The organism is Limnohabitans sp. 2KL-51 (assembly GCF_003063645.1).
In the GTDB taxonomy this organism is placed as follows: domain Bacteria; phylum Pseudomonadota; class Gammaproteobacteria; order Burkholderiales; family Burkholderiaceae_C; genus Limnohabitans_A.
Map to the genome: position 1 here is coordinate 31,513 of NZ_NESJ01000018.1, position 22,773 is coordinate 54,285.

At 60.3% G+C, this 22,773-nt stretch carries 21 protein-coding genes; 12 read left to right on the plus strand and 9 right to left on the minus strand.

What is annotated here, in order from left to right; translation table 11 throughout:
• Positions 1–110: 110 nt before the first annotated feature.
• The 4 genes from B9Z49_RS17290 to B9Z49_RS17305 all read right to left on the minus strand — a co-directional run bounded on the left by B9Z49_RS17290 (position 111) and on the right by B9Z49_RS17305 (position 5,131).
• A complete protein-coding gene (locus B9Z49_RS17290; RefSeq protein ID WP_233254690.1) occupies positions 111–2,990 on the minus strand; it encodes a ribonucleoside-diphosphate reductase subunit alpha in 2,880 nt (959 codons plus the stop codon).
• Positions 2,991–3,447: 457 nt separating this feature from the next.
• A complete protein-coding gene (gene ampD / locus B9Z49_RS17295; RefSeq protein ID WP_108354684.1) occupies positions 3,448–4,038 on the minus strand; it encodes a 1,6-anhydro-N-acetylmuramyl-L-alanine amidase AmpD in 591 nt (196 codons plus the stop codon).
• Positions 4,039–4,091: 53 nt separating this feature from the next.
• Complete coding sequence (locus tag B9Z49_RS17300) at positions 4,092–4,331, minus strand: PP0621 family protein (protein WP_108354685.1); 240 nt, start codon at positions 4,329–4,331, stop codon at positions 4,092–4,094.
• Positions 4,328–5,131: an inner membrane protein YpjD gene (locus B9Z49_RS17305; protein ID WP_108354686.1), complete on the minus strand. Its 804-nt coding sequence runs from the start codon at positions 5,129–5,131 to the stop codon at positions 4,328–4,330. Before B9Z49_RS17305 ends, B9Z49_RS17300 begins: the two co-directional genes overlap by 4 nt.
• Before the next feature lie 77 nt (positions 5,132–5,208).
• On the opposite strand from B9Z49_RS17305, the gene ffh reads away from it, so the two are divergent.
• Positions 5,209–6,591, plus strand: a complete 1,383-nt coding sequence (gene ffh / locus B9Z49_RS17310; protein WP_108354687.1) for a signal recognition particle protein — start codon at positions 5,209–5,211, stop codon at positions 6,589–6,591.
• Positions 6,592–6,680: 89 nt separating this feature from the next.
• Here the strand turns inward: ffh and B9Z49_RS17315 are convergent, their stop codons facing one another.
• Genes B9Z49_RS17315 through B9Z49_RS17325 form a run of 3 tightly spaced genes read right to left on the minus strand, consistent with a single transcriptional unit; the run spans position 6,681 to position 9,921 of the window.
• Positions 6,681–7,010, minus strand: coding sequence for a 2Fe-2S iron-sulfur cluster-binding protein (locus B9Z49_RS17315; RefSeq protein WP_108354688.1), 330 nt, complete (start codon positions 7,008–7,010; stop codon positions 6,681–6,683).
• Positions 7,011–7,051: 41 nt separating this feature from the next.
• Positions 7,052–8,533, minus strand: a complete 1,482-nt coding sequence (locus B9Z49_RS17320) for a glutamine synthetase family protein (RefSeq protein WP_108354689.1) — start codon at positions 8,531–8,533, stop codon at positions 7,052–7,054.
• Positions 8,530–9,921 (minus strand): aromatic ring-hydroxylating dioxygenase subunit alpha, encoded by a 1,392-nt coding sequence (locus B9Z49_RS17325; RefSeq protein ID WP_108354690.1) that lies wholly within the window; start codon positions 9,919–9,921, stop codon positions 8,530–8,532. Before B9Z49_RS17325 ends, B9Z49_RS17320 begins: the two co-directional genes overlap by 4 nt.
• A 190-nt stretch (positions 9,922–10,111) precedes the next feature.
• Here B9Z49_RS17325 and B9Z49_RS17330 point away from each other — a divergent pair, with 190 nt between their 5' ends.
• The gene (locus B9Z49_RS17330; protein ID WP_108354691.1) at positions 10,112–10,507 is read left to right on the plus strand and encodes a gamma-glutamylcyclotransferase; all 396 of its coding nucleotides are present in this window, start codon (positions 10,112–10,114) and stop codon (positions 10,505–10,507) included.
• Between the two features lie 117 nt (positions 10,508–10,624).
• Here B9Z49_RS17330 and miaB read toward each other — a convergent pair whose 3' ends face one another.
• Together miaB and B9Z49_RS17340 are read right to left on the minus strand one after the other, a co-directional pair.
• Complete coding sequence (gene miaB / locus B9Z49_RS17335) at positions 10,625–11,962, minus strand: tRNA (N6-isopentenyl adenosine(37)-C2)-methylthiotransferase MiaB (protein ID WP_108354692.1); 1,338 nt, start codon at positions 11,960–11,962, stop codon at positions 10,625–10,627.
• A gap of 162 nt (positions 11,963–12,124) precedes the next feature.
• The gene (locus B9Z49_RS17340; RefSeq protein ID WP_233254686.1) at positions 12,125–12,709 is read right to left on the minus strand and encodes a DUF2889 domain-containing protein; all 585 of its coding nucleotides are present in this window, start codon (positions 12,707–12,709) and stop codon (positions 12,125–12,127) included.
• A gap of 60 nt (positions 12,710–12,769) precedes the next feature.
• Here B9Z49_RS17340 and B9Z49_RS17345 point away from each other — a divergent pair, with 60 nt between their 5' ends.
• The 10 genes from B9Z49_RS17345 (at position 12,770) to B9Z49_RS17390 (ending at position 22,765) form a co-directional block, all read left to right on the plus strand.
• Entirely contained in the window at positions 12,770–14,341 is a 1,572-nt protein-coding gene (locus B9Z49_RS17345) for an acyl-CoA synthetase (RefSeq protein ID WP_199225093.1), read from the plus strand.
• 234 nt (positions 14,342–14,575) lie between these two features.
• Entirely contained in the window at positions 14,576–15,379 is an 804-nt protein-coding gene (locus tag B9Z49_RS17350; RefSeq protein WP_199225094.1) for a GntR family transcriptional regulator, read from the plus strand.
• Positions 15,380–15,398: 19 nt separating this feature from the next.
• On the plus strand, positions 15,399–16,601 hold the full coding sequence (locus B9Z49_RS17355; RefSeq protein ID WP_108354694.1) for an ABC transporter substrate-binding protein: 1,203 nt from the start codon (positions 15,399–15,401) through the stop codon (positions 16,599–16,601).
• Positions 16,602–16,628: 27 nt separating this feature from the next.
• Positions 16,629–17,501 carry a branched-chain amino acid ABC transporter permease gene (locus tag B9Z49_RS17360; protein ID WP_108354695.1) on the plus strand — a complete coding sequence of 291 codons (873 nt, stop codon included), beginning with the start codon at positions 16,629–16,631 and terminating at the stop codon, positions 17,499–17,501.
• Complete coding sequence (locus B9Z49_RS17365) at positions 17,498–18,475, plus strand: branched-chain amino acid ABC transporter permease (protein WP_108354696.1); 978 nt, start codon at positions 17,498–17,500, stop codon at positions 18,473–18,475. The genes B9Z49_RS17360 and B9Z49_RS17365 overlap by 4 nt, the downstream gene beginning before the upstream one ends.
• On the plus strand, positions 18,472–19,248 hold the full coding sequence (locus tag B9Z49_RS17370) for an ABC transporter ATP-binding protein (RefSeq protein WP_108354697.1): 777 nt from the start codon (positions 18,472–18,474) through the stop codon (positions 19,246–19,248). The genes B9Z49_RS17365 and B9Z49_RS17370 overlap by 4 nt, the downstream gene beginning before the upstream one ends.
• Positions 19,245–19,955: an ABC transporter ATP-binding protein gene (locus B9Z49_RS17375; protein WP_108354698.1), complete on the plus strand. Its 711-nt coding sequence runs from the start codon at positions 19,245–19,247 to the stop codon at positions 19,953–19,955. The genes B9Z49_RS17370 and B9Z49_RS17375 overlap by 4 nt, the downstream gene beginning before the upstream one ends.
• Positions 19,956–20,022: 67 nt before the next feature.
• A complete protein-coding gene (locus B9Z49_RS17380; protein WP_233254687.1) occupies positions 20,023–20,988 on the plus strand; it encodes a tripartite tricarboxylate transporter substrate binding protein in 966 nt (321 codons plus the stop codon).
• Positions 20,985–22,265 (plus strand): 3-isopropylmalate dehydratase large subunit, encoded by a 1,281-nt coding sequence (locus B9Z49_RS17385; RefSeq protein WP_108354700.1) that lies wholly within the window; start codon positions 20,985–20,987, stop codon positions 22,263–22,265. Before B9Z49_RS17380 ends, B9Z49_RS17385 begins: the two co-directional genes overlap by 4 nt.
• On the plus strand, positions 22,262–22,765 hold the full coding sequence (locus tag B9Z49_RS17390) for a 3-isopropylmalate dehydratase (RefSeq protein ID WP_108354701.1): 504 nt from the start codon (positions 22,262–22,264) through the stop codon (positions 22,763–22,765). Before B9Z49_RS17385 ends, B9Z49_RS17390 begins: the two co-directional genes overlap by 4 nt.
• Positions 22,766–22,773 lie beyond the last annotated feature (8 nt).

Sequence of the window (22,773 nt, forward strand, 5' to 3'; positions counted from 1 at the left end):
TGACCACAAATTGCAAAGCCGTTCGTCCATTTAGGACACAAGCAATGCATGAAGTGTTGTTCCATTACATCGAACAGCGCACTCGAGTGCGCTGATGTGTGCAAGGTCCATCACTGGCAAGCTTCGCAACCTGGATCGTCGATGGCGCAGAACTTGATGTCGGTGGCAGGAGTAGTGGCCATTTGTGCTTGTGCAGCAGCAGCGGCGGCCTCGATGGCACTCATGCCACCACTGGGCGCACCCGATGCCGACACGGCATTGTGAGAGCCTGAACTGACCGTGGATTTCTCCACTTGTGTGGCGCTGGATGTGCGCAGGTAGTAGGTGGTTTTGAGGCCGCGCAGCCAAGCGAGTTTGTACGTATCGTCGAGTTTCTTGCCAGAGGCGCCGGCCATGTAGATGTTGAGCGATTGCGCTTGGTCAATCCACTTTTGACGACGAGCAGCAGCTTCAACCAACCAGGTCGTTTCAACTTCAAAAGCGGTGGCGTACAAAGCCTTGATGTCTTGCGGCACACGGTCGATCGGCCGCAGTGAACCATCAAAGTGTTTGAGGTCCATGACCATCACGTCGTCCCACAGGCCGAGGCGTTTCAAGTCACGCACCAAGTAGCCATTGATGACGGTGAATTCACCAGACAGGTTGGATTTGACCGACAGGTTGCCAAAGCAGGGCTCAATGGAGGCATCCACGCCAATGATGTTGGAGATCGTAGCGGTGGGCGCAATGGCTACGCAATTGGAGTTGCGCATGCCGTCAGCCTGGATCTTCTGGCGCAGGGCATCCCAGTCCATGGTGGCCGAGCGGTCGACTTCCACATAACCACCGCGCTCGCGGGCCAGCAAATCGATGGTGTCCAAAGGCAAGATACCTTGGTCCCACAAAGAGCCCTTGTAGCTGGAGTACTGGCCACGTTCTTTGGACAGCTCGGTCGAAGCCCAGTAAGCGTAATAGCAAATTGCTTCCATCGACTGGTCGGCAAACTCCACAGCCTCTTGAGAAGCGTATGCAATGCGCATTTCGTACAGTGAATCTTGGAAAGCCATCAGGCCCAAGCCCACCGGGCGGTGGCGAATGTTGGAGTCACGGGCTTTTTTGACCGCGTAGTAGTTGATGTCGATCACGTTGTCCAGCATGCGCATGGCCGTGGAAATGGTTTTCTTGAGTTTGTCGTGGTCCAGCACTTTGCCGTTGGCACTGTCTTTGAGGTGGCGCGACAGGTTGACCGAGCCCAGGTTGCAGACGGCGGTTTCGGTGTCGCTGGTGTTGAGCGTGATCTCGGTGCACAGATTGGAGGAGTGCACCACGCCAGCGTGTTGCTGGGGTGAACGCACGTTGCAGGCGTCTTTGAATGTGATCCAAGGGTGACCCGTTTCAAACAGCATCGACAGCATCTTGCGCCACAGGTCATTGGCGGGCAGTTTTTTGCTGGGCTTGATTTCACCGCGCTCTGCTTTGGCTTCGTAGGCGGTATAGGCCTTCTCAAAGTCTGAACCAAACTTATCGTGCAAATCGGGGCAGTCTGAGGGCGAGAACAAAGTCCAGTCGCCTTTTTCCATGACGCGGCGCATGAACAGGTCTGGAATCCAGTTGGCGGTGTTCATGTCATGGGTGCGGCGGCGGTCGTCTCCGGTGTTTTTGCGCAGCTCCAGGAATTCTTCGATGTCCAGGTGCCAGGTTTCCAAGTAAGTGCAAACCGCGCCTTTGCGCTTGCCGCCTTGGTTCACGGCCACAGCCGTGTCATTGACGACCTTCAGGAAGGGGACCACGCCTTGCGACTCACCATTGGTGCCCTTGATGTGCGAGCCCATGGCGCGCACGCGTGTCCAGTCGTTGCCCAGGCCGCCCGCAAACTTGGACAGCAAGGCGTTTTCCTTGATGGATTCGTAAATGCCGTCCAGGTCGTCGGGCACGGTGGTCAGGTAGCAGCTGGACAACTGGGGACGCAAAGTGCCGCTGTTGAACAAGGTGGGGGTGGACGACATGAAGTCAAACGACGACAGGATTTCGTAGAACTCGATGGCGCGTGCTTCGCGGTTGATTTCGTTGAGTGACAAGCCCATGGCCACGCGCATGAAGAAAGCCTGAGGCATTTCGATGCGTTGCTTGCGTACGTGCAGGAAATAGCGGTCGTACAAGGTTTGCAGCCCCAGGTAGTCGAACTGCAGGTCCCGCTCAGGCTTGAGGGCGTCGGCCAGTTTTTTCAGGTCAAACTGTGCCAGCTTGGCGTCGAGCAGGTCGTTGTCGATGCCTTTTTTGATGAACTGGGGGAAGTAGTTGATGTATTCCTCGGCCATTTGGTCTTGAGCCACTTCCTTGCCCAAGATTTCCTTGGCAATGGTGTGCATCAGCAGGCGCGCGGTGACGTAGGTGTAGTCCGGGTCTTTTTCGATCAGCGTGCGCGAAGCCAGAATTGAAGCTTTGTAAACTTCTTCCATGGGCACACCGTCGTACAGGTTGCGCATGGTCTCGGCGAGGATCGGTTCGGGGCTCACGTCTTTGCCCAGACCGGCGCAGGCGTTGACCATCAGGGATTTGAGGTAGTTCAGGTCCAGCGCGACGCGCTTGCCACCGTCCAAGACATGCAATGCAGGCTCCTGAACGACCGGAGCGGCTTGCTGGTTTTGCTGTGAGCGCTCTTGCGTGCGGCGCTCGCGGTAAAGCACATAGGCCCTGGCCACTTCATGGTTGCTGCTGCGCATCAGGCCCAATTCGACCTGGTCTTGCACGTCTTCGATGTGAAAAGTGCCGCCACCGGGGCGGGAGCGCATCAGGGCGCGCACAACGTTTTGGGTCAATTCTTCAACGATTTCACGCACACTGGCGGATGCTGCGCCTTGGGTGCCGTGCACCGCTAAAAAGGCTTTCATCATGGCCACGGCGATCTTGTTGGGCTCAAAAGGGACCACGGCACCGTTGCGGCGGATGATCTGGTAGTGGTTGAGGGGGTGCACAGTGGCAGCGCCAGCCCGGTCTGCAGACAGGTTCATCAGGCCGGAAGAGGTGGAGGGGATGGTCAGGTCAATTTGCATGGTCATTTTTTAATTTATGGTCTGGGTTGCATCGGTCAAAAAGGCTTCAATTGCCGCTCTGGCATGTTTGTGAGAATTTGTAACGGACACTATATCTGGTGTCTGGGGTCATGACAAGCCACTACAGGTAGTGTACGAGCTCTGAACAGAGCCCTGCGGCGAATGCGCTGGGTGTTGGCTTGGCTCAAGGGCCATTCATGGGTTTTCAGAGGCTGAAAAAAGTCGCTGAAAATCAACCAATCAGGGGGTTTTGGAGATCGATGCCAGTCGCAATGCGACTTCCGGAGACTTTTCTTGCTCAATCGCCCGATTTCACTTCCTTGCCAGATGGCTGGGCTTCGGTCCTAAATTGACAAAACGTTTTTAAAGCTCTTTTAAAACGTAAAAAAAGCTAAAAATTATTTTTTGTTTCGCATCAAAAACACACAGGAAAACAGTGATCGGGCAGTTGGAGGGTCGCTTTCAGGCGTTGCCAGTCAAAGCCTGTTCCCGGATCGCCTTTGCGGCCTGGCGCAATGTGCTCATGGCCCGCCACATGTGCAATGGGGTAGTGTCGATGCAAGTCAAGGCACAGACGACGCAGTTGCTCATACTGGGCGTCCTCGAACACATCGCCCTCCAGGCCTTCGAGTTCGATGCCAATCGAGTCGTCATTGCATTGGGGGCGGCCTCGGTACTCGGACTGACCGGCGTGCCAGGCACGATCGTCGGCGCTGACAAACTGCCACAGGCTGCCGTCACGCCGAATATAGAAGTGCGAGGACACATGCAGGTCCCGGATTTGTGAGAAATACGGGTGGGCCTCCCAGTCGAGCTGGTTGGTGAACAGCGCTTGCACCTCCTGGCCGCCGTATTGGCCGGGCGGCAGGCTGATGGAATGGATGACGAGCAAATCGATGCAGGCGCCTGGGGGCCTGGGGCCAAAGTTGGGTGAATCCAGCCTTTGTGCGGGCGCGTACCAGCCCTGGACCCAAAGATTGGCGAGTTCAGCGGCGTGTTCAGACATGGCTGGACGAGGTCGGTGGCGGTGGCTGGGCGCGTCAGGCAGGCGCCGGGTTTTCACACTGGGTTGCGGTCTTGTGCAGCTGCGCGGTGCTCGGAGCTGCAGTACAGGCCTTTTTCACCCGTGACGACTTCGTCGTGCGGCAAGTGGATGCCGCAATGCAGACAGACCGCCATGTTGGTGGGCGTGGGCGGGGCCGGGGGCTGCTCTTTGGGAGTGTCTGATTTGACGCGGCGGCTGCGCTTGAAAGCCCAGATCGCCAGCAAAATGACCAAAATCCAAATCAGGTATTTCATCCCACGCGTCCAATCAAGACTTCCAATACAAAGCGCGAACCCGCGTAAGACAGCAGCAGCAAGCCCGCACCGATGTAAAGCACCCGCACGGCGCGACGGCCCCGCCAGCCCCATTGGCTGCGGCCCACCAGCAAGGTGGCAAAGGTGATCCAAGACAGAACGGCAAAGACGCGTTTGTGGTCCCAGCGCCATGGGTTGTGGCCTTGGCCATACAGGGCCTCGCCAAAAAGGGCGCCTGCCACCAAAGTGGCCGTCAACAGCACAAAGCCGGCTGTCACAAAGCGAAAGGTCAGGCGCTCCAGTGTCAAGAGCGGCAGACCGCTCGAGCCTTCTTGAGCCTGGCGGATGTCATGTTCTGTACGGGTCATCAACCAGGCGTGCACCACCGCAGCGGCAAACATGCCATAGGCCGACAAACCCAGTGCAAAGTGAAGGGGTAACCAGGCCGATGCCTGGGTGGTGAGCAAGGCTCCTGGAAACACCCAGGCCAGCACCACGGTGACCGCCCCCAGGCCACCTACGGACCAGCGAACCCTGAGTTTGGGGAAAAACTGGGTCTCAATCATGTAAGCCAACACCACCAACCAGGCGGTGACCGACAAAGCCGGGGCAAAACCGAAGCGCACCGGCCCCATCAGCAGCACCAGCAAGCTGATGGCATGCAAAACCCAAGCGAGCCAAAGCAAGCGGCGAGCGTTCACATCACTCAGGTGGCGGGGCACCAGAGCGGGCAAGGCATAGGCCAGGACTGCCAATGCCGAGAAGGGCAACGTCCACAAAGGTGCACTCGCTAAAATCATGGCACCGAGTTTAGCCTTTCAGGCGCTGCCGCTGGGGCTTCGCCATCCCGCTTGACCGGTTTTTCCTGGATTCCCCCATGGCCTCCGCCCTGACCGACAAACTCTCACGCCTCGTCAAGACCCTCAGCGGACAGGCCCGCATCACCGAAACCAACGTGGCCGACATGCTGCGTGAGGTGCGCATGGCCTTGCTCGAAGCCGACGTGGCTTTGCCCGTTGTGCGCGATTTCATTGCGCGGGTGAAAGAGAAAGCCCTGGGCCAAGAGGTCATGGGTTCGTTGAAGCCGGGCCAGGCTTTGGTGGGCGTGGTCAACCGCGAGTTGGCCGCCACCATGGGCGAGGGCGTGTCGGACATCAACTTGGCCGCGCAGCCACCTGCTGTGATCCTGATGGCTGGTTTGCAAGGGGCCGGTAAAACCACCACCACCGCCAAGCTGGCCAAGCACCTGATTGAAAAGCGCAAAAAGAAAGTGCTCACCGTCTCGGGTGACGTGTACCGTCCAGCGGCCATTGAGCAGCTCAAAACCGTCACCGCGCAAGCTGGAGCCGAATGGTTCCCCAGCACACCCGACCAAAAGCCGATCGACATTGCGCGCGCCGCCATCGATTACGCCCGCAAACACTTCTTTGACGTGCTTTTGGTCGACACCGCGGGTCGCTTAGCGATTGACGAAGCCTTGATGGCCGAGATCAAAGCCTTGCATGCCGAATTGAAGCCTGTTGAAACCCTTTTCGTAGTGGATGCCATGCAGGGCCAGGACGCGGCCAACACCGCCAAGGCTTTCAGCGATGCCTTGCCATTGACGGGCATTGTGCTGACCAAACTCGATGGCGATTCACGCGGTGGTGCGGCCCTTTCGGTGCGCCAGATCACGGGTGTGCCGATCAAGTTTGCCGGTACCAGCGAAAAGATTGACGGCCTTGAAGTCTTCGACGCCCAGCGCCACGCAGGCCGGGTGCTGGGCATGGGCGACATCTTGGCCCTGGTCGAGCAGGTCACTGCAGGCGTAGACATGGAGGCCGCGCAAAAGTTGGCCGCCAAGGTCAAGAGCGGTGGTGGCTTTGATCTGAACGACTTTTTGGCGCAAATCCAGCAGATGAAGCAAATGGGCGGGCTGTCGAGCCTGATGGACAAGCTGCCCAGCCAGATGACCGCCAAGGCCGCGTCTATGGACATGGACAAGGTCGAAAAAGACATTGGCCGCAAGCAGGGCATCATTCACAGCATGACGCCCAAAGAGCGCAGCAAGCCCGAGTTGATCAAGGCCACGCGCAAACGCCGCATTGCAGCGGGAGCAGGCGTTCAAGTGCAAGACGTCAACCGCATGCTCAAGGAGTTTGAGCAAATGCAGGACATGATGAAAAAAATGTCCGGCGGCGGCATGATGAAAATGATGAAGCGCATGGGCGCCATGAAAGGCATGATGGGCGGCGGCGGATTTCCCGGCATGCCACGCTGACCTTCTCTTGTAGGTCGGGCCTTCAGGTCCGACATTGTGGGCTTGGTGCAGGTCTCAAGTCGGGGCTAAAGCCGCCGACCTACACACTGTCAGTATTGGCTTGCGGGCAGCGTGACCTGAAGGCCATCCAGTTCTGCGGTCAACGTGATCTGGCACGACAGGCGGCTGCCCGGCGCACGCGTTTGGGCGGTGAAGGCCAGCATGCCGTCTTCATCGCTGCCCATCGGCGGTAGCTGCTTCTCCCAGTCTTCATGCACCACCACATGGCAGGTGGCGCAGGTCAGTAGCCCACCGCAATCGGCCTGTATGCCTGGCAAATTCGCATCGACTGCGGCTTGCATCAGGCTTTGGTCGGGCTGGGCTTGCAGGGTATGTGCCGCTTGTCTGGGGTCGTGGGGTTGCAGGTGGATCGTGATCATGTTCAAGGCTTCGCCGTCTGGCGTTGTGATTCAAAAGCTTGTCAAATGCGCCCGAAGTATTCGCGGCGGTGGAATTCCTGGGCGTCATCGGCCTGCGCCATGCGCAGGTGTTCGGCTTGCTTGATGGTGCTGTAGTAATCGACAAAGGGCTGACCCAAGGCTTGGCACAAACCCGCATCTTGCTGCAGCGCTTGCACCGCATTGGCCAAAGAAGTCGGTATGGTGGCAGCCCCTGAGGCATAAGGTGTTTCGCTGGCGGGCGGCGCTTGCAGTGGCGTATCCACGCCATCGAGACCCGCATGGATTTGCGAGGCCATGTACAGGTAAGGGTTGGCCGCTGGTTCACCCAGGCGGTTTTCAATGCGGGTGGCACTGTCACCCGGCGCACCGATGACACGCAGCATCGCGCCTCGGTTGTCACGCCCCCACAAAATGGACTGCGGTGCCATGGCGTTGGGTCTGAAGCGCCCATAACCATTGCTGGTGGCTGTGCACAAAGCGGTGAGTGCTGGACCATGGGCCAGCAGACCCGCCAGCCAGGACGCGCCCGCATCGCTCAGCACCTGCTGCGCATCACGCGCACCGCAGCCCGATGCTGCGGCATCGCGCATGAACACGTTGCGCCCCGTGGCCAATTCGCAGACCGACTGGTGCAGGTGCCAGCCGCTGGACATGATGTGTTCAAACGGCGGGCGGCACATGAAGGTGGCGTGGTAACCAGCGCGGCGCAGGGCCTGGCGCGTGGCGTTGCGAAACAGCACCATGTGGTCGGCGGCCGTCAGCACATCGCTCACGTCAAACACCGCTTCGACCTGGCTGGGGCCGAGTTCAATTTCGAGCGAGATCAACGGCAGGCCCAGTGCTTGCGCGGTGCGCTGCACGATGCGCAGCGGCTCTTCTGACCGGTCCATCCAGCCCTCGGTCAGCAGGTTGAAGCCCGGGTGGATCAGGCTGACCTCGGGCGCAGGGCCGGGCCAGGCGGCGTGGTCCGGGTCCAGGTCTGCACCGTGCAGCGGGTCTTTGAGGCGATAGATGTGGAATTCGACTTCCAGCCCGCAGCGCATCTGCCAGCCGCGCTCGGCCAAGCGCTGCACGGCCTGCTGCAACACATGGCGCGAATCCAGCGGCACGATGCGCCCATCTGCGAAATAGGGCTGGCACTGCAGCCAGCCGGTTTTCTCGGTCCAGGGCAGCACATGCCAGCTGGCCGGGTCGGGCATGAGCGTGAAATTGCTGGCCCCGGCAAAGCCGGGCAGGGTCTCTTGAATGCCCGGCTCGAACACCTTGAAGGCGGTGCGGTCCGAACTGTCTTTGAGCAGCAAGGTGCTGACCATACCGATGCCGTTGGCCAGCGCACTGCGCAGTTGCGAAGCCACGATGGTCTTGCCGCGCACCACGCCGTGCAGGTCGCACCAGCCCAGGCGGATCAGCTCGATGCCCGAGGCCTCGACCTGTTGCAGCAATTGCGCGCAAGCCGCTTGCCGCTCCGGGCTGTGCAGGCCGCAACGTTCGGCGAAGCTCATGCCGCGCTCGTGTCGGCTGGGGTTGGCACATCCGCCGTCAAGGCGGCGTCCCAAGGCGCGCCACTGCGTTTGGCCGCGCAGGCTTCGCGCCACCACTGCGGCCACTGCCCGCTGGGCGCGATGCCGTCCACTGTGTCGGGGCCCACACGCTGGCTGGCCACAGCCGCTTGCGCAAAACCTGGCGGTAACCCCCCGGCCTGCACCGTCTCGATGGATTTGAGCAGCATGCGCCGGTTGGCCATGATCACTTTGTCGCTGGTTCCCAGGTGCTCGCGGGTGCGGTCCTGAATGGCACCCATGCTCTCGCAGGCCCACTGGTCGTGCACGTTGATGTCGTCCTCGCCCATGCCGAGGTAAGTGCGCGCCACTTGCTCTTCGGGGTTAAAGCCCCAGTTGTTGTGTTTGCCCGCTTTGGGGATGTAGTCGGGCAGCGTGACCGAAGGCAGGCGTTGGTTGCGCATGGCTTCTTTGTCCACCGGGCCGTCAAAGCTGGTGAACACCGAATACCAATAGGTGTGTGTGTCGTCCACCGGCACATGCATCTGCGTGATGGTCATGGTCTCGGACAGCGGAATCACAAAGGTGTGCGGAAACAGCGAATTCGTCACCCTCACATGGGTCAGTGCCTCGTTGATCGGGCGAAGGGCCGTCAGGCGCAGGCCCGCATCGGTGGGCTCAAACGAAATCTCGGGCTGGTCCAGCTCGCGCATCACCCGCGTCATGGGCCAACGCTCGCCTTGCACATCGCCCGCACTCGCGCCGCGGAACTGGCGGCCATAACTGCCTTCGAGCGATTCGTCTTCAAAAAAGCGGTGCAGGTACGAGGCGTGTGCCGGGTCAATGCCCACTTCAAACGCCTGCAGCCAGTTGCAGTGCCACAGGCCCTTGAAGGCAAAAGTGTGGGTGGCCGGGGCGCTGAAAGCATCAATACCAGGGAGCGGCGGTGGCGTCTGTCCTTCGGGGCCGAACCAGCCAAAGAGGATGCCGCTGCGCTCGATCAACGGGTAGCTGCGCTGGCGCACCCGCGTGCACAGCGTGCTGCCGGTGGGTTCGGCAGGGGTTTCGATGCACTGACCCGTCACGTCGAACTTCCAACCATGAAAAGGGCAACGCAGGCCATCGCCTTCGTTGCGGCCAAAGGCCAGGTCCGCACTCCGGTGCGGGCAGTCACGGTCTAGCAAACCGTAGTCGCCCTGCGCGTTGCGAAACAGGACCAGGTCCTGCCCCAAAATGCGCACCGCTTTGACGGGGCGAATCGCCATGCGCGGATCGAGCGCGGGGTTGAACTCGTCCACCAGGGCCACGGGCTGCCAATAGTGGCGCATCACCGCGCCGCACGGCGTGCCCGGGCCGATGCGGGTGATCAATTCGTTTTGTTCAGCTTTCATGGGGGCCTCTGGCTTGCGCCTTGTGTCTGCCGGTGGCGTGTGCCCGTCCGGGGGCGGGCTACGCTTGTCTCTTGCCAATCAGTTTAAACGCCTGCATAAGACGCAGCCAAGAGCTGACAAGCAAGGCATGGCATGGCGTGCGTCAAGTCGGCGTCAAGGCGGAGGCTTGAATTGGCGCAAAATCAGGCGGATGAAACATGCTATTTTTATCTACGGCACCCTGTTGCCAGGCCTGCGGCTGGAGGCCGAAATGCACGGTGCCCGCTTGCTGGGGCCAGCCCATATAGCGGGTCGATTGATCGATGTGGGCCTGTACCCCGGACTGCTTCAGGGCGACGGGCAAGTCACCGGTGAGGTCTACGAAGTGGATGACGCGCACCTGACCCGTCTGGATGTGGTGGAAGGCGTTGTGCCCGGTGACCGCGCCGAATCACACTACTGGCGGGAGGTGGTGACGGTGCTCAGCGGCCCGCTGCAAGGCCAGCAGGTGCAGACCTATGTGTACAACCTTCCGGTGGATGGCTGCACGTCCATCCCGCACGGTGACTACCGCCGTTACATCCGCGAAGTCGGCCGAGAGTCCTGATCTTTCGTAGGTCGGCGGCTTTAGCCCCGACTTAGTGCGCCAAACAGCATGTCGGGGCTGAAGCCACTGACCTACAAAACGCAGGTTGTTTCATCAGTCCCGGCATGTCGCCTGGTTTCAATCGCGAATGACCAACTCACCTCGTAGCGAATGCGACAGGCCTTGGGTGATACGCACATCCGCCATCTGACCGATCAGGCGGTCCATGTTGGGGCCGCCGGGGAAGTTGACCACCCGGTTGCATTCAGTGCGACCCGCCAGCTCGGTCGCGTCCTTGCGTGAAGGGCGCTCCACCAAAATGCGCTGCACCGTGCCCACGCGGCTCTCGCCGATGCGCTGCACGTTCTCTTCGATGGTCGCTTGCAGGTGGTGCAGGCGGCGCAATTTTTCGGTGTGCGGCGTGTCGTCGTGCAAGTTGGCCGCAGGCGTGCCGGGGCGGGGGCTGAAGATGAAGCTGAAACTCGTGTCAAAACCCACGTCGGTGATCAGCTTCATCATCTTGCTGAAGTCGTCCTCGGTCTCGCCGGGAAAGCCCACGATGAAATCGCTGCTGAGCGACATGTCGGGGCGGATCGCCCGCAGCTTGCGGATCGTGCTCTTGTATTCCATGGCGGTGTAGCCGCGCTTCATGGCCATCAAAATGCGGTCTGAGCCGTGCTGCACCGGCAGGTGCAAGTGGCTCACCAGTTTGGGAATTTTTTCGTACGCGTCAATCAAGCGCTGTGTGAACTCGTTCGGGTGGCTGGTCACATAGCGGATGCGCTCGATGCCCGGCATGTCGGCCACGTATTCCAGCAACAAGGCAAAGTCGGCGATGTCAGCGGTATCGCCCATCTTGCCCCGGTAAGCGTTCACGTTCTGGCCCAGCAGCGTGATCTCTTTCACGCCCTGCGCAGCCAAACCCGCCACCTCGACCAGCACATCGTCAAAGGGGCGCGAAACCTCTTCGCCCCGGGTGTAGGGCACCACACAGTAACTGCAATATTTGCTGCAGCCTTCCATGATCGAGACAAAGGCCGTGGCACCGTCCACCTTGGCAGGCGGCAGGTGGTCAAACTTTTCAATCTCGGGGAAGCTGATGTCCACCTGCGGGCGCTGCTTGCGCTCGCGCTCGTTCAGCAACTCGGGCAGGCGGTGCAGGGTTTGCGGGCCAAATACCACGTCCACATAAGGTGCACGCTTGATGATCTCGGCACCCTCTTGGCTGGCCACGCAGCCGCCCACGCCAATCAGCACGCCCTTGGCTTTGAGGTGCTGCACCCGGCCCAAGTCGCTGAAGACTTTTTCTTGCGCCTTCTCGCGCACCGAGCAGGTGTTGAACAAAATCAGATCGGCCTCGTCCACGTTTTGCGTGGGCTCATAACCCTGGGCCGCGCCGAGCACATCGGCCATCTTGTCCGAGTCGTACTCGTTCATCTGGCAGCCAAATGTTTTGATGAAGACCTTCTTGCTCATGCGGCCTCCACGGAAGTGACGGAGGTGATGAAGTCAAAGCAAAGCAAAGCACGCCCGCGAAGGACCAAAGTGCAGCGGTTCATGGTGTAGATCCAGAGGCTGTGAAAAAGAAAAGCGCTGACGCGCTTATGAAGTGATTGATTATCGCAGGCAAGCTCCGGCTCAGTTCTCCATGCCCACAACCGTTTTAGGTTTGAAAAACATCGGATAAGCCCTTTGCACCGTCGGGCTGTCAAAGGCCCAGCTGTGGCATTGGCCCAGGAAATAGGGCGCTTGGGTCATTTCGGGGTGGGGCTGGCCTGCCAGTTCGCGGCGCTGCCATTGGCCTGAGGGCAGGGTTTGGTAAGCGGCCGTGGCCATGTTGAACAGCATCTCGCGCAGGTGGGTGCAGCCGTCAGTGCCGCCCACATGTTGGTTGATGACCTTGCGCCAACCCGGGCCCATGGTGCAGCCGATGAGTTTGTGCATGTTGTGTGGCGCGCCGGTGCATTCGGCGTGCGGGATGTCGTCCATGGAGGTGGCGATGTCCTGGATGACCATTTGGTTGTTGAGCGTGACGCGGATTTTCAGGCCGTGAATTGGCTCATGGCCAGGGAAAAGCCGTTCGTTGGGCACCTGAAAACTGAAGGTCTTGACGTCGGTCAGTTCGGCTTCGATGTCCCACAGACCGTCTTCGCGGTCAAAGCCTTGGTACACCACGGTTCGCGTATGTGACAGTTTTCGGGGGGAGGGTGGTGGAAGTGCCAATGGAATTCTCGTGGGTCTGATGTTGAATCTCTGGATCATATCGATGCAGGAGCCAGACCCATGTCGCCCGTTACCCAGACCGCCATCCACCCCGCCGTTCGCCGCCAAACGATTGCCGATGCCTTGCGACGCACGGCGATTCGCTTGCCCACCAAAACCGGCATCGTTTGTGGCGCGACCACCTGGACCTATGCCGAGTTCGATGCGCTGGTGACGCGCCTGTGCGCAGGCCTGGCCAGCATCGGTGTGGCCGAGGGCGACAAGGTGGCGGTGCTGGCCCGCAACTCGCACGGTTTTGCCGCGTTGCGCTTTGCGCTGGCCCGCCGGGGTGCGGTCATGGTGCCCATCAACTTCATGCTCAAGGCCGAAGAGGTGGCTTACATCCTGCGGCACGCCGGCGCCCAAACGTTGGCCACCGACAGCGGCCTGGCCGAGCTGGCACAGGCCGCCAGCAAACTGGACACAAAAGTCGAGCAGTTCATCTGGCTGCCTTCTGAAGATCCGAGCCAGAACGTGCCGGGCATGCACAGCTTTGACACGCTGGCCAACTGCCAGGATGCGCTGCCCGATGTGCAACTGGGCAGTTATGACGTGGCGCAGATCGTCTACACCAGCGGCACCGAATCGTCGCCCAAAGGCGCACAGCTCACGCACGATGCGGTGCTGTGGCAATACGTCAGCTGCGTGATCGACGCCGAAATTGCCGAGCAGGATGTAGCCCTGCACGCGCTGCCGCTGTACCACTGCGCCCAGCTCGATGTGTTCTTTGGCCCGGCCATTTACATGGGCAGCACCAACGTGATCACGTCCAAACCCACCCCCGACAACCTGCTGCCCATGCTCGAAAAGTTTGGCATCACCAGCTTCTTTGCACCGCCCACGGTGTGGATTGCGCTGCTGCGCTCGCCGCTGATGGATGTGGACAAGCTCTCCCAATTGGCCAAGGGCTACTACGGCGCATCCATCATGCCGGTGGAGGTGCTCAAAGAGTTGGCTTCGCGACTGCCCAAGGTGCGTTTATGGAATCTGTACGGCCAGACTGAAATCGCCCCGTTGGCCACCCTGCTCGGCCCAGAGGATCAGCTGCGCAAACTGGGTTCATGCGGCAAGGCGGTGCGCAACGTCGAAACCCGCGTGGTGAACGACGACATGCAGGATGTGGCCGTGGGCGAGGTCGGCGAGATCGTGCACCGCTCGCCACATTTGATGCTGGGCTATTACCACGACGACGAGCGCACCCAGGCGGCGTTTGAGGGCGACTGGTTCCACAGCGGAGATCTGGGCACCCTCGACGAGGAGGGCTATATCTCTGTGGTGGACCGCAAGAAGGACATGATCAAGTCCGGCGGCGAAAACGTGGCCAGCCGCGAGGTCGAAGAAATGATTTACCGCCTGCCGCAGGTGAGCGAAGTGGCGGTGATTGGCTTGCCTGACCCCAAGTGGGTGGAGGCGGTGACAGCGGTGGTGGTGGTCAAGGCCGGGCAGAACTTGGACGAGGCCGCGGTGATCGCCCACTGCGCCCAGCACATGGCCGGTTTCAAGTGCCCTAAACGCGTGGTCTTCACCGACACACTGCCTAAGAACCCGAGCGGCAAACTGCTCAAGCGGGATTTGCGCTTGCGCTACGCGTGAAACAGACTGCCGCGTCGCTGCGCTCCTCGCAGTGACGTGAAGAGTGTGCTGGAGCGCTAAGGTGAGGCAGACTGCCGCATTGCTGCGCTCCTCGCAGTGACGTGAAGAATTTGCGATCGCGCGATTTCCAGCGTGCACTGTCCGTAACCAAGGGAAATCCCTGATGAAATGTTCTATGCATAAGACCTGAATGTCCCATTGACAGGACAATAGGACTGTTTCACCATAACGGTCATGGATGCCCATCTGCCTTTGCCCAAGTACCACCAGATTTATCTGGTGCTGCGCGAGCAATTGCGCGAGGGTCGTTTCGACCAGGGTTTGCCGGGCGAGTTGGCCTTGATGGGGCAGTTTGGTGTGGCGCGTGTCACCGTGCGTCGGGCCTTGTCGCAATTGGCTGAAGAGGGCTTGATCCACCGCGAACCCGGACGTGGCACTCGACCCGTTGCGGCGCGGGCGTTAGAGGTGCAGATGCAGGCCTCCACCATGGCCTCGGGTCAGCAAGCGCGTTTGACGGGTTTGCTCGAGAACCTGGTCACCATGGGCATGCGCACCAAGGTCAAGGTGCTGAGTGTCGAGCACATGCGTGCGCCGGTGGATGTGGCGGCAGCATTGAAGTTGCCTGCCAAGACCATGGTTCAAAAAGCCGAGCGCGTGCGCAGCACGCCCGAGGGTCCCCTGTCGCACATCACCACCTGGGTGCCCGATGCCATTTCTTCGGGGTTTGGCAAGCGCGAATTGGCGCAAAAGCCCATTTTGGTTTTGCTCGAAGAGTCGGGTGTCAAAGTGGGCCGGGCCGAGCAGACCATCTCGGCACGCTTGGCCGATGTGGGCATGGCCCAACACCTGGATGTTTCTGTCGGATCGGCCTTGTTGGCGGTGCGGCGTTTGATTTATGACGAGGACGACCGTCCCGTCCAATGGCTGCATGGTTTGTACCGACCGGACCGGTACGAATACCAAATGCAGTTATCCCGCGTTGGCAGCATCGATGCCAAGGTGTGGGTAAGCGAAGAGTTGTCCGCTAACTTTCATTAACTTTTTCAAGGATGTTCTCATGACCTCACGTCGCACTTTCATGGGCCAGTCCGCTGCTGCGGCCTCGGCTCTCGCTTTTCCTTTGGTCGGCGGGGCGCAGCCCAAGCCCATCAAAGTGGGTGTTTTGCACCCCGTCACCGGTGCCTTGGCTTACTCGGGGCAGCAGTGCCGCATGGGCGCATTGATGGCGATTGAGGACATCAACAAGGCTGGCGGCATCAAGTCGCTGGGCGGCGCCAAGATCGAAGCCATGCTGGGCGACGCGCAGTCCAACCCGCAAGCGGGCACGGCCGAAATCGAGAAGATGAACGAAGCCGGTGTGAGCGCTGTGGTGGGGGCCTTTGCCTCGGCCATTTGCCTGGCCACCACCCAAGCGGCTGCCAAATACAACTTGCCCCATGTGGTGGACGTCGGTGTGGCCGATCAGATCGTCGAGCGCGGCCTGAAAAACACCTTCCGCTTTGGCCCCGGCTACAAAAAGTGCGCCGAAGTGGCCGTGTCCAGCCTGCACGTTTTGAACACCGCTGCAGGCAAGCCCGCCCGCACCGTGATGATCGTGCATGAAGAGTCTTTGTTCGGCACAGGCACCGCCAACTTGCTGGCCAAAGAACTGCCCGGCTACGGCTACGAGGTGAAAGAAGTCATCAAGCACGCCAACCCCACGCGTGACTTCAACAACATCGCGCTGCGCATCAAGCAGGTCAACCCCGACATCCTGATCCCGGCCAACTACTACAACGAATACGCACTCTTGGTGCGCACTTTGCAGCAGCAAAAAATCACGCCCAAGGCCATCTATTCAGTGTTGGGCGGCGCAGCTTCAAGCTACAAGTTCGTCAAGGAGTTTCCAGAAGCGGCCAACGGCATCATCGACTGCAACCATTGGTTCAACCCCAAGGACAAGCGCTCGGCCGAGTTGCGCAAGCGCGTGGAAGCACAGGGCCAGTTCTTCAGCTACGAAGTGTTCATGACCTACACCGCCATGATGCTGCTGGCCGATGCCATTGAGCGCGCCAAGTCCACTGACCGCGCGGCCATCATCGATGCGTTGGCTTCGAGCAAGTTCTCGAACCACATCATGCCCTACGGCCCCACGCAGTTTGTCAATGGTCAGAACATGGGCGCGCAGCCCCTGATGACCCAGGTCTACAAAGGCGACATCAAGGTGATCGTGCCGCGCGATTACCGTGAAATTGAACCGATCTTCCCGCTCAAGGGCTGATCCGGTTTGTTGAACTGAAAGATCCCGATGCTGGACTTCAACATCCTGTTTCCTTCGGTGCTGAACGGCATCACCACCGGTGCCGTCTATGCGCTGATCGCGCTGGGCCTCACGCTCATTTATGGCGTTTTGCACATCATCAATTTCGCGCATGGCGCGTCTTTGATGGTGGCGCTGTATGGCGTGTACATGTTGAAGCAACACTTCGGGGTCGATCCCTACATGGCCCTGCCCATCATGGTGCCTGCCATGTTTGTGCTGGGCTACGCGCTGCAGCGCGGCGTCATCAACCGGGCCAGCCATGGCAAGGATGAAAACATCTTGCTCGTCACGTTGGGCATTTCTATCGTGCTGGAAAACCTGGCGCTGCTGTTTTTCAAATCTGACACGCGCACCATTGAAACGGCCTACACCTTGACCACCGTCGAAATTGGCCCAGCCTTCATCGCCTTGCCCAAACTGGTGTCTTTTGCTGGTGCTTTGGTGGTGTCGGCCGTGATGCTGCTCATCGTGCAAAAAACCGATCTGGGCCGGGCCATTCGTGCCGTGTCCAAAGAGAAGCAAGGTGCACGTTTGATGGGCATCGATGTGGACCATGTGTACGCGATGTGCTTTGGCTTGGGGCTGGCCAGTCTGGGCGCTGCGGCCTGTTTTTTGATGCCGGCCTATTACGTCAACCCGCAGGTGGGCAATGGTTTTGTGCTGGTGGCCTTCACCATCGTGGTGCTGGGCGGTATGGGCAGTTTTGCCGGAGCCTTGCTGGGCGGTTTGCTGATTGGTGTGGTCGAGTCGCTGGGCGGTTTGCTGCTGGGTGAATCGCTGGGTCAAGTGGGCATTTTTGTGATTTTCATTGTGGTGCTCTTGCTGCGGCCGCAAGGATTTTTTGGAGCGAAGGCATGAAAGACTTTCGCAACATCGTTCTGTTTGTTTTGATCGTAGGCGCGGTGCCATTTTTTACACAATCTGGCGTGATGCTCAACTTTGTGATGACCGCTTTGTACGCGTGCTTGCTGTCGCAAGCTTGGAATGTGCTGGGTGGTTTTGGGGGACAGTTTTCGTTTGGCCATGCTTTGTTTTTCGGCACCGGCGCTTATGTGCAGGCCATTGCGCAAATGCAGTGGGGCCTGAGCCCCTGGGTGGCTTTGCCTCTGGCCATGGTGTTTGCGGCGGCCGTGGGGGCCTTTGTGGGCGCGGCCTCGTTCCGCTATGGACTCAAGGGCTCTTACTTTGCTCTGGTGACTCTGGCCTTTGCCGAGGTGTTCCGAATTTTGGCCACTTCGGTGCCCTTTACCGGTGCGGGTGTGGGCCTGATGTTGCCGCTCAAAGAGTCGGCGGCCAACATGCAGTTTGGCAACCGCGCCGGTTTCATCTGGCTGATGCTGGGCCTGGTCACGTTGGCGCTGTGCATCACGGCATGGCTGCGCCATTCGCGCTTTGGCGCTTACCTGCAGGCTGTGCGTGACAACGAAGACGCGGCCCGCGCCATTGGAGTCAACCCCTTCAGCGTCAAGTTGATTGCTACCGTTTTGTCGGGTGGCTTGATGGGCGCAGCCGGGGCGTTTTATGTGCAGGTGTTCCAGTACATCGACCCGGGCATTGCCTTTGGGGCGCACACCTCGGTCGAGGCCCTGGTGGGCGCGATCGTGGGCGGCATGGGCACGCTGTGGGGACCGCTCTTGGGGGCGGTGAGTCTGCACATACTGGCCGATGTCACGCGCAATTTGTTCGGTCAACTGCCGGGCATCAACATGGTGATTTATGGCGTGGTGTTGATCGTGATTGTGATGTTCTTGCCGCGTGGCATTGCGGGGCTGGGCACCATCACGCCGCTGCAGTGGCTGCGCGGCCAGAAGTCTGACGGAGACAAACCATGAGCACGCTGCTGCAGATCGACGGCGTGGGCAAATCCTTTGGCGGCCTGAAGGCCGTGCAAAACGTGAGCCTGTCGGTGACCGAAGGGTGCTTGAGCGCCTTGATTGGCCCCAACGGCGCGGGCAAGACCACCTTGTTCGCGCTCATGTCTGGATTCCTGATCCCCGACACAGGCAAGGTCGTATTCGACGGTCAAGACATCACCGGCCAGCCGCCGCACCTGAACGCCCGCATGGGCTTGACGCGCACGTTCCAGATCGTGCAGCCATTTGCCGCGCAGACCGTGCGTGAAAACATCGCGGTGGGGGCGCACCTGCATTTGCCAAGCCGCGCCGGGGCGCTTGAATTTGCAGAGTCGGTGGCGCAACAGGTGGGTTTGACGCCCCAGCTGGACAAGCTGGCCAGCGACCTGACGGTAGCGGGGCGCAAACGGTTGGAATTGGCGCGTGCACTGGCCACGCGTCCGCGCTTGCTGCTGCTCGACGAAGTCTTGGCCGGATTGAACCCACAAGAAATTGCCGAGATGATCCCGGTGGTGCAGGGCATTGCCCAAAGCGGCGTGACGGTGCTGATGATCGAACACGTCATGCAAGCGGTGATGAGCCTGGCGCAAGAGGTGTGGGTGTTGGCGCAGGGGCAGCTGATTGCCCATGGCACACCCGCCGAGGTGACGAACAACAAGGCCGTGGTGGAGGCCTATCTGGGCCACGGTACGGCCGAGCGGCTGCAAAAGAATGCGGCCCAAGCCAAGACAGCGCAGGAGGTTCAGGCATGAGCGCTCTGTTGAATGTGCAGGGCCTCAAATCCGGCTACGGCGTGGTCGAGGTCTTGCGCGGTGTGGACCTGCAGGTCATGCCCGGCGAGCTGGTGGCGCTGTTGGGCAGCAATGGCGCAGGCAAGACCACGCTCAACCTCACGCTCAGCGGCCTGGTGGCTGCGCGTGCGGGGCAAGTGGGTTTTGACGGTCAAGACATCACGGGTTGGCACTCTCGCCAGGTGGTCAAGCACGGTTTGATTCAGGTGCCGGAAGGCCGCAAGGTCTTCCCCAACCTGAGCGTGCACGAGAACCTGGAGCTGGGGGCCTTCACCCGGGGACGTGAGCGAAAGCTACAAAACCTGGACAAGGTTTACGAAACCTTTCCGCGACTGAAAGAGCGTGTGGCGCAGTTGGCCGGCACTTTGAGTGGTGGCGAGCAGCAGATGCTGGCGATTGGCCGGGGCCTGATGGCTGAGCCGCGCCTGTTGATTCTGGACGAGCCCTCACTGGGTTTGTCGCCCTTGTTGGTGGAAGAGTTGTTTGGCCTGATCTCGCAGCTGCGCAGCAGCGGCCTGGCGATTTTGCTGGTGGAGCAAAACGTGGGCCAGTCGCTCGACATCGCCGACCGTGCGTATGTGATGGAAAACGGCCAGATCCGTTTTACCGGGACACCGGCTGAATTATTGGCCAGCGACACGCTTCGCCAAGCCTATTTGGGCATGTGAGTCGCATGGTGGGCCATCGTGATTCAGGTGCATTGACGCCAACATCGTTTTCTAAATGACAGACCCTATGACTTCACGGCGCCAATTGTTTTTGTCGTTGATTTTTCTGAGCTTGGGCGGGCTGGTGTTGCCGGCATGGGCTCAACCGCAGCCGCCCATCAAGATTCTGGTGGGTGCGCCTGCAGGCGGCACCACCGACACCATGGCCCGCACATTGGCCATGGTGTTGGGCACGCAACTGGGCCGCACGGTGGTGGTCGAGAACAAGCCTGGCGCGGGCGGCAACCTGGCCGCTGACGCGGTCGCCAAGGCCGCGCCCGATGGCAACACGCTGCTCATGAGTTTTACCAGCCACGCCATCAACGCATCGCTTTACCCCAGTTTGCCGTTTGACCCGGTCAAGGATTTCACGCCGCTGACCATGGTGTCTACCTCGCCGTCCATTTTGGTTGCACACCCCAGGTTGCCGGCGAACAACGTGAAAGAGTTGATGGCGCTGGCCAAAACCAAGCCTGGTCAGCTGAACTTTGCCATTGGTGCCTTGGGCTCGTCGCTGCACATGGCGGGTGACGCGTTCAAGATGCAGGCGGGCGTGTTCATCGTCAACATCCCATACCGGGGCACGGCCCCTGCGGTGCAGGATGTGCTGGCCGGTCAGGTGGACCTGATGTTCGCGGCGGTTGGCAATGTGCAGTCGCACATCAAGGCGGGAAAGCTCAAGGCGCTGGGCGTGACCAGCGCCAAGCGGCTGGCGGCTTTCCCGGATGTGCCCGCCATTGGCGAGAGCTTGCCTGGCTACGAGTCCAGTGCCTGGTTTGGCCTGTTTGCGCCGGGGCGCATGAATCCCGAGGTGGCCAAAAAGCTGGCCGATGCCGCCCGCGCTGCGGTCCAGTCGCCTGAGGTCAAGCGCCGCATCGAAAACGAAGGCGCCACGCCTGTGGGCAATAGCCCTGAAGAATTTTCCCGGTTTGTCGACAGCGAGATCGTGCGCTGGCGCAAGGTGGTGCAGTACGCAGGAGCCAAACCAGAATGAGCGCCATCCTTTCTCAAACCTTGGCGCAAAAACTCATCGCTCGCGCCTCTGGCCGCGCCCATGTGGCCGTGGGCGAGGTGGTCACCTGCAACGTGGACCTGGCCATGTTCCATGACTCATCGGGCCCGCGCCGCTTGAAACCCATGCTGGATGAGCTGGGCGCTGAGATCTGGGACAAAAACAAAGTGGTGCTGGTGCTGGACCACTATGTGCCCGCACAAGACGCCGATGCGCAGCAGATTGTGCAGATCGCACGCGACACCGCCAAGCTTTGGAAGTTGCCGCATGTGATTGACAGCGAAGGGATTTGCCATGTGGTGCTGCCCGAGCGGGGCCATCTCAAGCCCGGTATGTTTTGCGTGGGGGGCGACTCGCATTCGCCCACGGGCGGTGCCTTTGGCTGCTATATGTTCGGCATCGGTGCGACCGAGATGCTGGGCGTGTGCGTCACCGGTCAAATCTGGGTGCAGGTGCCGCGAACCTTGCGCATGCAATGGTCGGGTCGCCTTCAAACTGGTGTGTCGGCCAAGGACATGATGCTGCACATGGTGGGGCGCTTTGGCATGAACGGTGGGCAATACCAGGCGGTGGAGTTCGCGGGGGCTGCCGTGCAGGCGCTGTCAATGGCCGAACGCATGACGCTGTCCAACATGAGCGCCGAGATGGGTGCGCAGGCCGGGTTGATCGCGGCTGACGAGACCACTTTGAAATACCTGCGCGGTGTGGGTGTGGACCCGGCGCATTTAACCGGGTCTGAGCAGTGGCACACCGACGAAGATGCCGAGTTTGAACAGCACAGCTTTGATGCTTGTACCCTCAGTCCGCAAGTGGCCGCGCCGCACAGCCCGGCGAACACGCGGGATGTGGGTGAATTTGCCGATGTCCAACCCAACATCGCATACATCGGTGCTTGCACCGGTGCCAAGCTCGAAGACCTGCGTGCCGCTGCATCGGTGCTCAAAGGCCAGCGTGTGGCTGCGGGTGTGCAGCTGATGGTGGCCCCAGCCAGCGCCCGCGAGCAAGCCCAAGCCACGCAAGAAGGTGTGATGCAAATCCTGCAAGACGCGGGCGCCACCGTGTTGCCCAACAGTTGCGGCGCGTGTGCGGGCTACGGCGCAACCTTTCCCGAAGGCTCCACCGTGATTTCGACCACCGCCCGCAATTTCAAGGGCCGCATGGGCCCGGCCAGCGTGAATGTGTATTTGGCCTCGCCCTACACGGTGGCCGCCTCGGCCTTGCGCGGGCGCATCAGCGATGCACGCGAGGTGTTGGCATGAACAAGCGCAGTTTCGAGAACGCACGCGTGTGGCGTGTGGGCGCCGATGTGGACACCGATGCGCTGGCCCCCGGCGCTTACATGAAGCACGGTCTGGAAGTGATCGGCTGGCATTGCCTGGAGGCGGTGCGCGGCGACTTTGCCTCGGGTGTGCGCGAAGGCGACGTGATCGTGGCGGGCGCCAATTTCGGCATTGGTTCTTCTCGCGAGCAGGCCGCAGGCGTGTTGCGGCACTTGGGTCTGGCGGCGGTGATCGCGCCTGCCTACAGCGGCTTGTATTTCCGCAATGCCTTCAACCTCGGTTTGCTGTTGCTGACCTGCCCTGAGGCCAGCCAGATCGAAGAAGGCGAGCGTTTGTCTTTGCACTTCGAAGGTGACACACCACAGGTGATTCGCGCCAATGGTCAGACGATGGTGTGTGCCCCGATCCCGGGTTTTTTGATGGACATGGTCGACGCAGGCGGCTTGCTGCCCTTGCTCAAGAATAGAAAACAAGGATGAACCCGATG